A 15,360-nucleotide genomic window follows, 5' to 3' on the forward strand; every position below is an offset into this window, starting at 1 on the left:
GTCAGATTCGCATGCGGAAGAAGGAATGGGGACGCTCGCCATCAAACGCCGACCGGCTGCTCGACGCTTGCCAGCGCTTCGAGCGACGCGAGACGTTTCGCGGGGTCCGTGACCGGGTTGTCGATCACGAACTCGTCGACCCCGAAGCGCTCATGCAGCGCATCCAGTTCGCGGCGCACCTCCTGCGCCGTACCGGCCAGCACCTGCGGATGCAGTTCGTCGATCCGGTAGTCGGTCACGCCGATCTGGCGCGCAAAATCGGCCGCCGCGTCCGCACTTTGCAGGTTGACGCTCTGCCCGTTCCCGAAGCGCAGCTTGAAGATCCTCAGCGCGCCGACCTGGCGCTTCGCGTCCTCGGACGATTGCGCGGCGACCGCGAACAGTGCCAGCAGCGGCACGTCGCCCGTCGCGCTGCGATAGACGTCGATCGACCGCTCGATATTGGCCACGTCGCCGTTGAAGTGGCCTGCGTAGCAAAACTGCCAGCCGTGCCGCGCAGCCAGTTCGGCGCTTTCCGGACTGCCGCCCAGCAGGATCCGCTGCGGCGGCTCCGCCGGTGCGGGCAGCGCGATCGCACCGGCGAGCGGATGATCCGGCGCGACGCCGTCGCCGAGAAACGCATCGAGCTCGGCGAGTTGTCCGGCGAAATCGGGCTTCTTCGACTTGTCGTGAAACCACTGCAATGCGCGCGTGGAGAGCGGCAGCCCGCCGGGCGCCTTGCCCACGCCGAGATCGACCCGCCCGGGTGCGATGGCAGCCAGCACGCGAAACGATTCGGCGACCTTGTAAGGGCTGTAATGCTGAAGCATCACGCCGCCTGACCCGACGCGAATCCGCGACGTATGCGCAAGCAAATGCGACACGACGATCTCGGGCGCCGAACTCGCGAGACCCGATGCACCGTGGTGTTCCGCGATCCAGTAGCGCTTGTAGCCGAGCGCTTCGGCGCGCTTCGCGAGCGCGATCGTGAAACTCAGTGCGTCATGCGCGCTCGCCCCTTCTGCAATCGGGCTTTTGTCGAGAATCGAGAGGGAATAAGACATGAAGCTCAACCTTGTAGAACGGCTGACCCGCCGAAACGAAGCGGCGTCCGGCGCGTGCCGATACAGCGGAACATGCCGGACAGGTCATTCATTATGGATAACGGAGCACCTTCCCGTTACGGTCATTTCTGCTATGGATATGGTCGTTCGATCAGAACAGATAGCGTGCGCGCAGATAATAAAATCCGCCGTTCACGCCGATCGTGCTGCCGCCGCTGTACTGGATGCCTTCCAGTTGCGTCTCGAAAGGCAGCTTGCTCGGGCGAACGTCGAACAGGTTTTGCGCGCCGGCCGCGATCTGGAACTGCTTGGTCACGTCATAGCGCACCTCGAGGTCGGTCACATAGCGCGCGGCTTCCTCGTAGTGAACGAACTGCGACGTCGAGAACGCGTTCGGGCCGACGAAGTACGTGCCCTCGCCCGAAGTCTTCCCGTAGCGCGTTTCATGCAGCGTGACCGCCCACTTGTCGAGACGCCAGGTGCCGCCGATGATGATCTTGTTCTTCGGTGTCGTCGTGGACAGCGATGCGATCTGTTGCCCGTTCAGCGACGGCTTCCCGTTCGATCCGTTCGCCACGTGCGTGACCGACGTCGTATTCAGGTTCACGCCGAAATCCCAGTCCACCTGGCCGTAGCGACCGAACCCGGTGTGATAGGTGCCTGCCAGGTCGATCCCGCGCGTGCGCGTGTTCGCGCCGTTGGTGAAGTAACTCGCGCTGACCGCCGATGCCGGCACCGAGCCCGGCACGCTCAGGCCGGCCCCTTCGAGTGCGGCGATGGCCGCGGCGCCCGACGCGGTGCCGCCGAGGACGATCCGGTTGCGGATATTGATCTGGTACGCATCGATCGTCAGTTGCAGGTTGCGAACGGGATTGAGCACCAACCCGAAGTTGTAGCTGGTCGACTGCTCGGGCTTCAGCGCCTGCGCACCGATCAGGCGCGCGCCGGGCGATGTCGTCGCCAGGATGCCGCCCACGGACGCCGGCGACGTCGTCACGCTGGTGTACGACTCCTGGGCCAGCGACGGCGCGCGAAAGCCGGAACTGACGCTGCCGCGAACCGCAATCGCCGGCGAGAACTGGTAGCGGGTCGAAACCTTGCCGTTGGTCGTGTCGCCGACGTCGTTGTAGTGCTCGTAACGGCCCGCCAGGTTCACCTGCCATTTCGGCGTCAGGTAGGTCGACAGATCGACGTACGTGCCGATCACGTTGCGCGAAATGTCGCTCGCGCTGACCGGCGCCAGACCCGGCAACGCAGCCGAGCCGCCGTCGATCCACGACGCCTGCTCGCCGTTGCGGATCGTGTAGGTCTCGCGGCGCTGCTCGACGCCCACCGCGACGTTCAGCGGGGCGGGCAGCAGCGGGACATTGAAGGCCCGCGACAAATCGAGGTTGTTCGTCAGCTGGGTGTTGCTGACGGTCGACAGATGGAAGGTGGTCGGCGTGAATCCCGATGCCGCGTACAACCCCGTGTTGGCGGAATTGCGCATCCCGAACACGCTGTAGTCGCCGCCATAGGTCGTGCTCAGATCCCATGCCCAGCCGAACAGGTTCTTGCCCTTCACGCCAGCCGTCACCGAGTAATCGTTCTCGTTGATCGTTTCGACCGGCACGAACCCGTTCGGGTAGACCTGCGGCAGGACCGACGGCGGACGATAGTTCTGGTACGCATCGCCGTTCCGGTGCGCATAGGTACCGAACCCGTACAGCTCGACGTCGTCGCCGAGGTAGTAGCCGGCGTTGAAGCCGACCGTTTCGCGCGAACTGGAGGGGTCGCCGAGAATCGGGTTGTAATAGCCCTGCCCTTGCGGAAACCGCCCGAAATAGTCGTCGGGCCCCGTGCGGATCGTATGGTTCTGCCGGTCGAATCCGGCGCTCAGATCGAGGAAGCCCTTGTCGGCGATGTTCAGGCCGATCGTCGCGGATTCGCTCGTCTTGAAGCCGTCGCCCGAATACGTCTGTCCGTTGGTCGTCGCGAGTTCGCCGCCGTGCGTGTTGCGCTTCAGGATGATGTTGATCACGCCCGCGATCGCATCGGAACCGTACTGCGCGGATGCGCCGTCACGCAGCACTTCGATATGGTCGATCAGGCCCACCGGGATCGTATCGATATCGACGCCGGTCGAGCCCTGGTTCAGGCCCGGGTCGAGCGTGATGTTCGCGGTCGTGTGGCGGCGCTTGCCGTTCACCAGCACGAGCACGTGGTCGGGCGTCAGGCCATGCAGCGACAGCGTGTCGGTCAGCACGCCGGCATCGCCCGAGTACGAGGTCCGCGTGATCGACGGCGACAGCTTCACCAGCGCATCGCGCAGGTTGGTCTGCCCCGTCGCACGCAACTGATCGCCGCCGATCACGTCGATCGGCGTCAGGCTCTTGCTCGCCCGCGTCTCGGTGCGCGAACCCGTGATCACGACGCGGTCCTGAACCTGTACCTTGCCGTCCGGCGCCGCCGAAGCCGCAGCCGCAGCCGCAGCCGCAGCCGACGATGCCGTCGCGGCCGCACTACTGGCCGGCGTCGCGACCGCTGCCGCGGCGTCCCCCGCTCCCGCTTCCTGCGCCCAGGCCGCGCCATGAAAAACGCCAGCCGCCACCGCCACCGATATCACCGTCCTGCGCGTCTTCGGCGAAACCCCTTCGCCTCGTGTGTGCCGCATGATTTCTCCGCTCTTTGTCGATCGAAGGCACGCTATGCGATGCCTTTTAGTAGTAGTGCATATGATTCGTAAAATGCCACTGCACGTGGCGGTCCCTCTTCATCCACTCGAAGCCGGATCAGAGATCGGGAAGCCCCGGCGGATTGGTCGAGGCCTTCGTGATCGCCTCGCTGTCGAGATTCCAGCGGCTCAGCACCTGCCGATATTTGCCGTTCTGAATCAGGTCGTTGATCGCATAGGTGATGGGCGCCGCGAGCCCGCCGTCCTTGCGGGTCGTGACGGCCACTTCGGCCGTGTGCGGCCATCCGCCGCTGACCGTGCCCACCTGCCTGATCTTCACACCCTGGCTCACCTGGTAAGCCAACACCGCGTTGACGCTGAAAATCGCGTCGGCGCGTCCCGACGCCAGCGCCAGCGCGCGGACGGACGGGTCGTCGTAATACAGCACGTGAATCGGCTTCAATCCGTGCGCGACATTGTCCTTGTCCCATGCCAGCAGGATTTTTTCCTGGTTGGTGCCCGAGTCGCCGATGACGCGCAACCCCGCGATATCCTTCGGCTCGCGGATCTGCTTGATCGCGCTGTTCTGCTCGACGTAGAAACCCAGCACGTCGCGGCGATAGGTCGAGAAGTCGAACTTCTGCTTGCGCGCCTCGGTCACGGTCACGTTCGACAGCACCGCGTCGACCTTGCCCGACGCGACGGCGAGCGGCCAGTCCGCCCACGCGAGCGGCACGAGCCTGAGCTTCAGGCCGAGTTCGTCCGCCACCAGTTGCGCGAGATCCGGATCGGCCCCGACGATCGTTTTCGCATCCGTTGCGTACACACTGATCGGCGGCACGCCCACCGCGATCCCGACGGTCAGCACGCCCTTCTCGACGAAGCGGAAATTCTCCGGAATCAGCTTGACGGCCGCCGCATCCGGCGTGACGCGCGGGCGATCATGCTGATCGGGGCTCAGGTTCAACGATGGCGCCGACTGCGCGATGCCGGCCACTCCGATGAACAAGAGGGCAAACGCGCCGGACAATGCGAGAGCGATTCCGCGACGACGATTCATTTTTCGATATCCCGTGAAAGTGTTCATCCGTCATGCGCCGAACGGCCGACCCAACGGTCTGTCCGGCTTCAAATCCAGCAACCGGTCGGTACGGCCCGGCTCGAGCAGATCCTTCGCAAATGGCAATCGCCAATGCACTTCCAGCGCGATCGCCGGATCGTATAGCGGTGCATAGCCGATGCCCGCATAAAGCGCCGACGCCTCCGGTTGACGAAAGCCGGTCGTCAGATAAACGCGCCGGTATCCCTGCTGCAACGCGCGGGCTTCCAGTTCGGCCACCACGCGGCGTGCAATGCCCTGACGACGCACGCCGGAATGCGCCCAGATGCGCTTGAGCTCGGCGGTCGTTTCGTCGTAGCGCTGAAATGCGCCGCCGCCCACGACTTCGTCGCCTCGGCGAATCAGCACGAACGCGCCGTCGGGTGGTGCAAACAGTTCGGCCGGATACGTCAGGAGTTCATCGCGCACGACTTCCGCGGGCACGGAGCGAAAATCCCGATAGCGCGTGGAATACTCGACCGACAATTCGTCGAACATGGGCAGCGCGAGCGGGTCGAGCGGGGAGGTGTCGATTACTTCGTCTGTCACTGATACGCCAGATGCTTCAAGCCATCTGCCTCTGATTTGCCGGATTGGATCGATTTGTTCGACACGGTTAATTTCCTGTGTCGCGTGGCCCAATAGTGCGCGTTAACCATTCACGCGCAAACCAAGCATTTTTGAAATCGTTATGCACACAGATACACATAATCAGGATGACGTAGCGTAGAGATCGGCATGCACCAAAAGAATGCGGCTCGTCCTGCCGGTCAGCCCGCCGGACGCTGCGCTCGCCTGCTCGTCCAGTCCGCGCATGCCGCCACGAACGCACCGGCGACCAGAACCAATATCGGCATCAGCACTTCGACGAACGCATCGCGATATGCCGCCAAACCGGCTGACGACGATGCCTGCACCAGGAACACACCGGTTCCCCACGACATGCCGATCGAGCACGCAAGCCGCTGCGACAACTGAAGAAATCCCGCAGCCAGCCCGCGTCCTTCATCCTGGCCGATTTCCGCGAGCGTCATCGCCTGATTCGGCGCATGAATCAGGCCGCCGGCGACGCCCTGCAGCAACACGATCGCCGGATACGTGAGTACGATCCAGCGAACCTCGAAGTATTCGGCCGCGACACCCTGTGCGGCGACCGCAAGCGCATGACACGCTATCGCGAACACCGTCCCGCCGCGGCCGAAGCGCCGGACGAACCGCCAGCTCCACATCGCCGATGCGGTCGATGCGAGCGCGGCAGGAATCGACAGCGCGGCATACAGCAGCGGGTCGAGATGCAAGCCGTCGAGAAAGAACAACGCGCTGACCATCCCGAGCGTGACGCCCGCTGCAAACTGGCACATCGCGACGATCGTGCCGAGCACATAGCCGCGCGAACCGATCAGGCTGCGAGACAGGATCGGCGTGCCGCCGCCGCGCTGATACGCGGCCTCCCACGCGAGAAACAGCGGCAACCCGGCCAGCGCGACCGCGAAACACACGCGCCGCGACGGCATCGCGGCACTCCCGACCAACGTGGCGAGCATGAGCGCGAGCGTGATCGCGGACAGAAGAATCAACCCGATCAGGTCGATCGAGAACCGGCGATCCGACAGCCGCTGGCGCGGCAAATGCCGAAGCGCCACGCAAAACACGGCCACTCCGAACGGCGCATTGACGAGGAACAGCAGCCGCCAGCCGATGTCCGGTGGAGCCGATGCCAGCACCAGCCCGCCGAGAATCGGTCCGACGAGCGCCGACAGGCCGCCTGCCATCGCATATCGTCCGAGTGCCCGGGCTTGAGCGGTGCCGGTGAACAGGTCCTGGATCAAGCCGAATATCTGCGTATTGATTATCCCCGCGCCGAGCCCTTGCAGCACACGTGCGGCGATCACCGTTCGCGCATCGTCCGCCAATCCGCCCAGTACGCTGAAACCGGTAAACATCGCGAGCCCGACCAGAAACAGCAGGCGGCGCCCGAACGCGTCGCCGAGCCGGCCGGCGGGCACGAGCGCGATGCCGAACGCGATCGAATAGACCGACGTGATCAGCTGGATTTCGGCTGTGGACGCGTGCAGTCCGCTCCTGAGCGCCGGCACCGCGAGCGTGAAGATCGCCTGATCGAGCAGCGTGGTGAAGCCCATTGCGACGCAGATGCCCAGCACGATGTCGGCACGGGCGCTCGCATCGTGCGACGCACCGCGCGCATCGCGCCGTCGGGACGGCCAGCCGGACCGGCCGGACGGTCGCGTCCGAGAAACGACGTCTGCAAGCTCCGCGTGCACGGAAGCGTGTTGCTTGTCCGGAGTCGTCAATTCATTCCACACTGCTGGCATGCGCCACCTGAACCGGCAGCAGATATTTCTCGAATAACACGCCGGGCGGCGCATCCTCGCCGAAATCGTGCGACGACAGCAGCGTATAGCCGGAGGACCGGTAAAGGCCGACCGCTTCGGGTTGTCGCGGCCCGGTTCCCAGATGCACGCGCGTGTAGCCTTGCCGCGCAGCCTGCGCCTCCAGTTCCGCCAGCACGCGCCGCGCCAACCCCTGACGGCGATGCGCGCGACTGACCCAGATGCGCTTGAACTCCGCCGTGGCCGGCGTGTGATGGCGCATGAAGGCGCCGCCCGCGATGGCCCTGCCCTCTCGCAACAGCAGCAGAAACGCGCCCTGGGGCGGCGCAAACGCCTCGACCGGATAGCGCACGAGTTCCTTGTCGAGTTCCTCTACAGGGATATAAGCGGCGTAACGGCTGCTGTATTCGTACGCCAGCTCGTCGAACAGCGGCTGCGTGAGCGGGTCGCGGGCCGACACATAGACGAACCGGTCATGCCGTTCAAACAAAGCTTCGACTTCAGACATCAAACGTCTCCTCACAGACCGTTGCCCGAATCCAGGGCCGGTTTTTCATGATCCATCCGCCGGCGCACACCTCGACACTCACGCCGACGGCGCCGGCTGAACCGCGCGCTCGAGCAGCACACGCAATGCGGCGCCGACCTCGTCGGGCCGCTCGAGCATCAATTGATGCCCACAGGCGGAAAGCACGTCGAACGTCGCATTCGGCAACGCATCGGCCAGTGCACGCCCACCGGCCGGCGGCGTCAGGCCGTCGGCATCGCCGGCCAGCACGGCGACCGGCAAGTCGAGCGTCGCCAGCCGCGCCGCGTCGGGCCACGGCGCGTCGCGCAGCACGGCCTGGAACGTCGTCATCCGGTTGCGGCGCGCCACGCGCGACTCGTACGCGACGAGCGCCGGATCGGCCTGCGGATGCCAGGCGAGCCGCCGAAACCGCCGCGCGAACACCGGCTTGATCCATTCGAGCAGCCAGCCCGGCAACGCCAGGGGCCGTGTCACGGGGCGCGCGAGCTGCGTGCCGAGCAGCAGCGCGCCGCTCGCTTCGTGCAGCCGCCCGAGCGTCGCCAGCCGATCGAGCAATGCGAGCGTGCTGCCGGTGCCGAGCGAATGCGCGATGAGCACGTTGCGCGCGCCCTTGTAGCGGTCGAACAGCGTGAGATAGTCGAGCAACGTTGCGTCGCCGTGGTACGCGCCGTTTCGCGCGGGCGGGCGCGGGCTGTCGCCATGGCCGAGAAAATCCCATGCGACGAGTTCGTAGCCCGCATCGGCGAACGTGCGCCACTGCGCACGCCACTGATTCTTGTTGCCGCCGCCGCCGTGCGCGAAGAACAGCACCGTGCCCGCATGCGGCGAGCCGTGCGGCGCGGCGCGATGCGCGACACTCAGCGTGCGCCCCGCGCGCACCTCGACCGGTACGCCGGCCACGACGACCGATGCATCGGCCGCGACGTTCGAAACGGAGGTCATGATTGTTCCTCGTTGATGCGATGAGCACGCGTGGCTGGCTCCGCCGTGCCGTTCGCGACCACGCGCGCCGGCAATACCGGCATCGCGTCGAGCAACGCACGCGTGTACGGATGGCGCGCGGCGCCGAAGACTTGCGCGGTGTCGCCCAGCTCGACGATCCGCCCCGCCTGCATCACCGCGATCCGGTCGCAGATCTGCGCGGCGACGCGCAGGTCGTGCGTGACGAACACGATCGCCATCGCGCGGCTTCGCTGCACCGACGCGAGCAGGTCGAGCACCTGCGCCTGCACCGACACGTCGAGCCCCGACACCATCTCGTCGGCCACGAGGATCGACGGATCGAGCGCCAGCGCACGCGCGAGGCTGATCCGTTGGCGCTGCCCGCCGGAAAATTCGTGCGGATAGCGGTCGAGCGCATCCGGCGGCAAGCCGACCTGCGCGAGCAGCTCGGCCGCCCGCCGATACGCGTCGCGGCGGCCGACACCCTGCGCGAGCAGGCCGGTCGCGACGATCTGCGCGATCGTCTGACGCGTGTTCAGCGATGCATACGGGTCCTGAAACACCATCTGGATGTCGCGGCGCAGCGGCCGCAACGCCCGTTCCGGCAGACGCGCGAGATCGTGCTCGCCGCGCAGGACGATGCGCCCCGCATCCACCCGCGCGAGCCGCACCAGCGCACGCGCGAGCGTCGACTTCCCCGAGCCCGATTCGCCGACGATGCCGAGCGTCTCGCCGGCATGCAGCGTGAAGCCGACGTCGATCAGCGCATCGACGCCGCGCCGGCCGCGCGCCGGCAGGAACGGCAACGCGCGGCGCGGCGCATAGCGCTTGCGCAAGCCGTGCGCGTCCAGCACCGGCACGCCGCTGCGAATGACGGTGCGCGGCTCGACGCGGCCGTGCGGCACCGCATCGAGCAGCGCGCGCGTGTAAGGATGGCGCGGCGCACGCAGCACGTCGGCCGCGCGGCCGCTCTCGACCGGTTCGCCGTCGCGCAACACCACGACACGATCGGCGACGCGCGCGACCACGCCGAAGTCGTGCGTGATCAGCAGCACGCCGGTTCGCCGCGTGCGTGCCGCGTGCTCGATCAGCGCGAGGATGCGCGCCTGCGTGGTGACGTCGAGCGCGGTGGTCGGTTCGTCCGCGATCAGCAGCGCCGGTTCGAGCGCGAGCGCCATCGCGATCAGCACGCGCTGGCGCTGGCCGCCCGACAGCGCATCGGGATACGCATGCCGCAGCCGCTCGGGCTCCGGCAGGCCGACGTCGCGCAACAGCGCCGTCACGCGCGCGGCGCGCGCCGCACCGCCGCCGCGGCCGCTCAGCACACGATGCACGCGCAGCACCTCGTCGACCTGCGCGCCGACCGTCATCAGCGGATTCAGCGCGGCGAGCGGCTCCTGGAAGATCATCGACACGTCGCGGCCGCGAATCGCGCGCCATTCGGCGTCGCTGCACTGCGCGAGGTCGCGGCCGCTCAGCACGATACGTCCACCCGCGTGCCGCACGCCGCGCGGCAGCAGGCCGGCGATCGCGGCCGCGAGCAGCGACTTGCCCGACCCCGACGCGCCGACCACGCACAGCACCTCGCCGGGCGCGAGCGTCAGCGACACGTCGCGCACCGCGTCGCGGCGCTCCGCGCCCGCCGGCAACGCGAGCGTGAGCCGCTCGATCGACAACAGCGGCGCGCCGCTCATCGCCCGTGCTCCGCAAGCGCCGACGCGTGGCGCAACCCTTCGCCGACCCGGTTGATCGCGAGCGCGGTCGCGACGATCGCGAGCCCCGGCCAGACGCTCAGCCACCACGCGTCGCGCACCACGTTGCGCGCCGCGCCGATCATGAAGCCCCAGCTCATCTGCGACGGATCGCCGAGCCCGAGAAACGACAGCGCCGATTCGGTGAGGATCGCGGTCGCGACCATCAGCGCGGCCAGCACCGCGAGCGGCGGCCAGACGTGCGGCAGGATCTGGCGCCGCACGAGCGCGGTGGGCGACTCACCCGCGAGCCGCGCGGCGAGCACGAATTCCCGTTGCGCGAGCCCGATGAATTCGCCGCGCACGAGCCGCGCGATGGCCGGCCACGACACGGCGGCGATCGCGACGATCGTCGATTCGAGCGACGCGCCGAGTACGGCCGCGATCGTCACCGCGACCGCGAACTGCGGCACGGTCTGGAACAGCGTCGTGACCGCCATCAGCGCCCGGTCGATCCAGCCGCCGCACCAGCCCGCGAGCGCGCCGATCGACGCACCGAGCGCAAAGGTCGCAACCGTCGCCGCGAGCCCGACGAACAGCGACACGCGCGCACTCCACAGCAGCGCGATCAGCACGTCGCGCCCGAGCATGTCGGTGCCGAGCGGATGGCCGGCCTGAAGCGGCCGCAGCAACGGCTCGCCGGCCATCCGCCACGGCGACGGCAGCCACAGCGGCGCGCTCAGTGCAACGAGCGCGACGACGGCCAGAAACAGCATGCCGGCCGCCGCGCCGCGCGCTCGCACGAATCGGCGCAGGAAGCCGCGCGTCATCGCGCCCCCCGCCAGTCGATGCGCGGATCGACGATCCCGTACAGCAGGTCGGTCAACGCATTGAACAGCACCACGAGCGCCGCGACCACGGCGAGCAGCCCGAGCAGCACCGGATAGTCGCGCTGCAGCAGCGCGTCGTACATCAGTCCGCCGAGGCCCGGCCACGCGAACACGATCTCGGTCACGAGCGCGCCGCCCGCGAGCTGGCCGAGCTGCAGCCCGCCGAGCGTGACGACCGGCAACAGCGCGTTGCGCAGCACGTGGCGGATCAGCACGCGCGGCTCGGACGCGCCTTTCGCACGCGCGGTGCGCACGAACTCGCGTTCGATCACCTCGAGCATCGCGGCGCGCGTGAGCTGCACGTAGATCGCGCCGTACACGAGCCCGAGCGTCGTGGCCGGCAGCACCAGGTGCGCGGCCACGTCGAGCGCGTGGCGCCACCCCGTATAGCCGGCGCCGACGCTTTCCATTCCGAACGACGGCAGCCAGCCGAGCATCACCGAGAACGCGATCACGCTCATCAGCGACAGCCAGAACAACGGCGTCGCATAGACGATCACCGAGAACGCACCGATCGCGCGTGCCACGCGGCGCGCCCACGGGCCGCCGCGCGACTCGCCATACGCGGCGATCGCCCCTGCCGTCACGCCCGCGACGACCGACACGGCGAACGCGGCCGCCATCAGCAGCAGCGTCGCGGGCAGGCGGTCCGCGACGAGCTGCAGCACCGGCAGCTGGTTGCGGTACGAGAAGCCGAAATCGACGTGCGCGAGATCGCGCAGATACAGCGCGAACTGCTCGACGAGCGGCCGGCTCAGCCCGAGCTGCGCGCGCAGCCGCTCGACGTACGCGGCGTCGCCCGAGCCCGCGTCGCCGGCGAGCATCAGCGCGGGGTCGCCCGGCGCGAGCCGGATCAGGAAGAAGTTCACGACCAGCACGCCCAGCACGACCGCAAGGCCCCGGAGCACCGTCGACGTCAAGCGCAGCGCCGTGTTCATCGCGTCATCCGATCCACGTGTCCTCGAGGCTGTCGTTCACGCTGGTGGCCGTGCGCAGCAGGTTGTGGACGTTGCGCCGGTACACCGTCGGGTTCACCATCTCGAAGATGTTCGCGATCGCCGCGTCGTTCGCGAGCGTGGTCTGGAGCTGCGCATAGCGCGCGCGGCGCGCGGCCGGATCGGTGTCCAGCGCGGCCGCGTCCCACAGCGCGTCGGCCTGCGGATTGCGGTAGCCCTCGACGTTGCCGAACGGCGAGCCCTTCGAGATGCCGTCGATCCGGTACAGCGGCGCGACGCCGAAATCCGGGTCCGCGTTCTGGAACAGGAAGTTGTAGCTCAGGTCGAAATCCCAGTTCGCGACGCGCGCATACCAGCCGGCCGCATCGGTCGTCTGCACGCGCAGCCGGAAGCCGGCCTGCCCGAGCGCCTGCTGCGTGTATTCGGCCACCCGCTCCCACGCGCCGCCCTTCTCGCCGTTGATCAGCACGAGCGGAAACTTGCCGACGTCGACGCCCGACTGGCGGATCAGCGCGCGCGCCCGCTCCGGGTCGTATGCGAAGCGCGGCACGTTCGGATCGTAGAACGGCGACGACGACACGAACGGCCCGTTCGCGACCTTTCCGTAGCCGAAGAAGATCCGGTCGACGATGAACTGGCGATCGAGCGCATGCAGCACCGCTTGCCGCACGAGCACGTTGTCGAACGGCGGCTTGCGCTGGTTCAGTTCGAGAAAGGCCATTCCCGTGAACAGCTCCCAGCCCTGCGTCGTGATCGCGACGCCCGGCAGCTTCGCGAGCCGCGCGATGTCCGCGTAGTCGACGTCGCCCGCGCGCAGCGCATGGATCTGCCCGCGTTCGAACGCGATCGAGCGCGCGGCCGCGTCGGGCACGACGTTGAACACGATCCCGTCGAGATACGGCAGCCCCTTCTTCCAGTAATCCGGGTTGCGCGCGACACGGATGTACGCGCCGCGCTTCCATTCGCGGAACACGAACGGGCCGGTGCCGACCGGATGCTGGTTCGCGGGATTGCCGCGCGGATCCTTGCCCTGGTACAGGTGCGCCGGCAAGATCGGCAGCAGCCCGCTGCCGAGCAGGTTGATCAGTCCCGCGTACGGCTGCTTCAGGCGGATCGTCACCTGCAGCGGGCCGCTCGCATCGATCGACGCGACGTACTTGTCGAACGTCACCTTCGTGCGCGGCAACGCCTGCGGCGCGATTTCCTTCAGCGTGACGACCACGTCCTGCGCGCCGAACGGCTGCCCGTCGTGCCAGCGCACGCCCGGCTGCAGGTCGAACGTGTACGTCAGCGCGTCGGCCGACGCGCGCCAGCTGCGCGCGAGCACCGGCACCGCGCGCAGTTGCGGGTCGAAGCCGAGCAGCCCCTGGAAGATCTTGCCGCCGACGTATTGCGACGCGACGTGCGGCGTCAGCGCGTTGACGAGCGACGGCGGCTCGGGCTGCGCGAACAGCGACAGCGTGCCGCCGCGCACCGGCGCGGCCGCGGTGTCCGCCGCGAACACGCGGGCCGCGCCGCCGAGGCCGGCCGCAGCCCACGCGGCGGCGAGCGCATAGCGGCGCCGCGCCGGGTCCTTCGGCGCGAACGGCGATGGAGTCGGGAGCGTATCGGTCATCACAGGTAGCCGTGGCGCGGCGGGTTCACGTGGTTGAGCACGTAGTTGCCGATCGCGTGGTATTTCCAGCGCACCGGGTCGTGCAGCGTATGGGTGCGCGCATTGCGCCAGTGACGGTCGAGGTTGTATTCGCTCAGCACCGAGCGCGTGCCCGACAGTTCGAACAGCTTGTTGGTCGCGAGAATCGCGAGCTCGGTGCTCAGCACCTTCGCGGCCGCGACCTGCACCGATGCATGCGCAACCTGCGCATCGTCGAGTTCGGCCGGCAACGCGTCGAGCGCCGCGGCCGCGCGGTCGAGCAGCGCTTCGGTCGCGAGCAGCCGAACCTGCACGTCCGCGACGTCGCGGATCACGTACGGATCGTCGGACGCGCGCGCGATCCCGCTGTCGGCCCACGGCCGGCTGCGCGTGCGCACGAAGTCCAGCGTGTCGGCCAGCGCCGCGCGCGCGATGCCGACGTCGATGTTCGCGTGCAGGTACTGCGACACCGGGCCCGCGAGCGTCGGGCGCTCGAACGCGGCCTGGATCGACACCACGTCCTGCTCGTCGACCTCCACGCCCGACAAGGTCAGCGTGCCGCTCGCCGTCGTGCGCTGCCCGAAGCCGCTCCAGTCGTCGACGATGTCGAGCCCCGGCCGGTCGCGCTCGACCAGCGCCTGCACGTAGCGGCCGTCGTCGTCGAGCGCGAGCACCGCGATCCAGTCGGCGAACAGCGCGCCCGTCGAATAGAACTTCTGGCCGTCGAGCACGAGCCGCCCGCCGCGCCGCGACAGCCGCGTGCCGATCTCGAGCGCGTTCTTCGTGCCGCGCTCGGACGCCGCATGGCCGATCCGCGCGCCGTCGAGCACGAGGCCGAAGAACTTGCGGCGCTGCGCATCGTCGCCCGTCAGCCGGATCACGTCGAGCGCGTGGAAGTGATTCTTCGGCAACTGGCCGATCGACGGGTCCGCCTGCGCGATGGTCCGCACGACTTCGCCGAGCGTCGCGAGCGACACCTCCGCGCCGCCGAACGCGCGCGGCACCGTGATGCCCCACAGCCCGCTGCCCGAGAACAGGTCGAGCTCCGCGAACGGCAGGCGGCGCTCGCGGTCGCGCAGCGCCGCATCGCGCGCCAGTTCGTCGGCGAGCCGGCGCGCGGTTTCGAGCGCATGCGCGTCGTCGGCGATGCGGCTCGCGGGCGGACGGGAGGACAGCGGGGACGACGCGCGGGCCGGCGTGTCGGCGGACGTGAAAGCGTTCATGAAGATCCTCGTGGACGGGTGCATGGCTTCCGTCGACAGCAAGCACCATGCCAATGCCGTCCTGTCGGCCTGTGCGGCCGTCGCACCGCACGCGGCGCGCTGGATTTCCAGCGAGATGCCGCAAATGCAGCACGCCGCGCGCGGCGCGGCGGCGCTGCTGGAAATCCAGCAAAACGACTGGAACGCAGGCGCGCACGCGGCGGCGTCCGGCAGGTGCTTTCGGCCTCAGGCCGTTATGGGGCGCGCCCGAGCGCCCATTGGCACGCCTGTTGCAAAGCCCCGCTCACGCACTGCCGAGCCGCCATCGATCCGATGCCGCGCCGGACCACACGCATAACAACGCTTCGATT

At 68.0% G+C, this 15,360-nt stretch carries 13 protein-coding genes; 1 reads left to right on the plus strand and 12 read right to left on the minus strand.

The window, feature by feature from the left end:
• Positions 1-41: 41 nt before the first annotated feature.
• The 12 genes from HWX14_RS14770 to HWX14_RS14825 form a co-directional block, all read right to left on the minus strand.
• A complete protein-coding gene (locus HWX14_RS14770; RefSeq protein ID WP_175883388.1) occupies positions 42-1,043 on the minus strand; it encodes an LLM class flavin-dependent oxidoreductase in 1,002 nt (333 codons plus the stop codon).
• A 151-nt stretch (positions 1,044-1,194) separates the two neighbouring features.
• Complete coding sequence (locus HWX14_RS14775) at positions 1,195-3,696, minus strand: TonB-dependent receptor (RefSeq protein ID WP_175883389.1); 2,502 nt, start codon at positions 3,694-3,696, stop codon at positions 1,195-1,197.
• Between the two features lie 118 nt (positions 3,697-3,814).
• Positions 3,815-4,756 carry an ABC transporter substrate-binding protein gene (locus tag HWX14_RS14780; RefSeq protein WP_175883390.1) on the minus strand — a complete coding sequence of 314 codons (942 nt, stop codon included), beginning with the start codon at positions 4,754-4,756 and terminating at the stop codon, positions 3,815-3,817.
• Positions 4,757-4,786: 30 nt separating this feature from the next.
• Entirely contained in the window at positions 4,787-5,293 is a 507-nt protein-coding gene (locus tag HWX14_RS14785) for a GNAT family N-acetyltransferase (RefSeq protein ID WP_175883391.1), read from the minus strand.
• A 272-nt stretch (positions 5,294-5,565) separates the two neighbouring features.
• Positions 5,566-6,957, minus strand: coding sequence for an MFS transporter (locus HWX14_RS14790; protein ID WP_244130226.1), 1,392 nt, complete (start codon positions 6,955-6,957; stop codon positions 5,566-5,568).
• 151 nt (positions 6,958-7,108) lie between these two features.
• The gene (locus tag HWX14_RS14795; protein WP_175883393.1) at positions 7,109-7,654 is read right to left on the minus strand and encodes a GNAT family N-acetyltransferase; all 546 of its coding nucleotides are present in this window, start codon (positions 7,652-7,654) and stop codon (positions 7,109-7,111) included.
• 78 nt (positions 7,655-7,732) lie between these two features.
• Entirely contained in the window at positions 7,733-8,617 is an 885-nt protein-coding gene (locus tag HWX14_RS14800; RefSeq protein ID WP_175883394.1) for an alpha/beta fold hydrolase, read from the minus strand.
• On the minus strand, positions 8,614-10,311 hold the full coding sequence (locus HWX14_RS14805) for an ABC transporter ATP-binding protein (RefSeq protein WP_175883395.1): 1,698 nt from the start codon (positions 10,309-10,311) through the stop codon (positions 8,614-8,616). The genes HWX14_RS14800 and HWX14_RS14805 overlap by 4 nt, the downstream gene beginning before the upstream one ends.
• Positions 10,308-11,138, minus strand: a complete 831-nt coding sequence (locus HWX14_RS14810) for an ABC transporter permease (RefSeq protein WP_175883396.1) — start codon at positions 11,136-11,138, stop codon at positions 10,308-10,310. Before HWX14_RS14810 ends, HWX14_RS14805 begins: the two co-directional genes overlap by 4 nt.
• Positions 11,135-12,136 carry an ABC transporter permease gene (locus HWX14_RS14815; protein WP_175883397.1) on the minus strand — a complete coding sequence of 334 codons (1,002 nt, stop codon included), beginning with the start codon at positions 12,134-12,136 and terminating at the stop codon, positions 11,135-11,137. The genes HWX14_RS14810 and HWX14_RS14815 overlap by 4 nt, the downstream gene beginning before the upstream one ends.
• Before the next feature lie 4 nt (positions 12,137-12,140).
• A complete protein-coding gene (locus HWX14_RS14820) occupies positions 12,141-13,769 on the minus strand; it encodes an ABC transporter substrate-binding protein (RefSeq protein WP_244130227.1) in 1,629 nt (542 codons plus the stop codon).
• Complete coding sequence (locus HWX14_RS14825) at positions 13,769-15,010, minus strand: SfnB family sulfur acquisition oxidoreductase (protein ID WP_175883398.1); 1,242 nt, start codon at positions 15,008-15,010, stop codon at positions 13,769-13,771. The genes HWX14_RS14820 and HWX14_RS14825 overlap by 1 nt, the downstream gene beginning before the upstream one ends.
• Between HWX14_RS14825 and HWX14_RS14830 the strand changes: the two genes are divergently transcribed.
• Positions 15,009-15,347 (plus strand): hypothetical protein, encoded by a 339-nt coding sequence (locus HWX14_RS14830; protein ID WP_175883399.1) that lies wholly within the window; start codon positions 15,009-15,011, stop codon positions 15,345-15,347. The genes HWX14_RS14825 and HWX14_RS14830 overlap by 2 nt on opposite strands.
• Positions 15,348-15,360: the final 13 nt, after the last annotated feature.

The organism is Burkholderia sp. BCC0044 (assembly GCF_902832955.1).
Classification (GTDB): Bacteria; Pseudomonadota; Gammaproteobacteria; order Burkholderiales; family Burkholderiaceae; genus Burkholderia.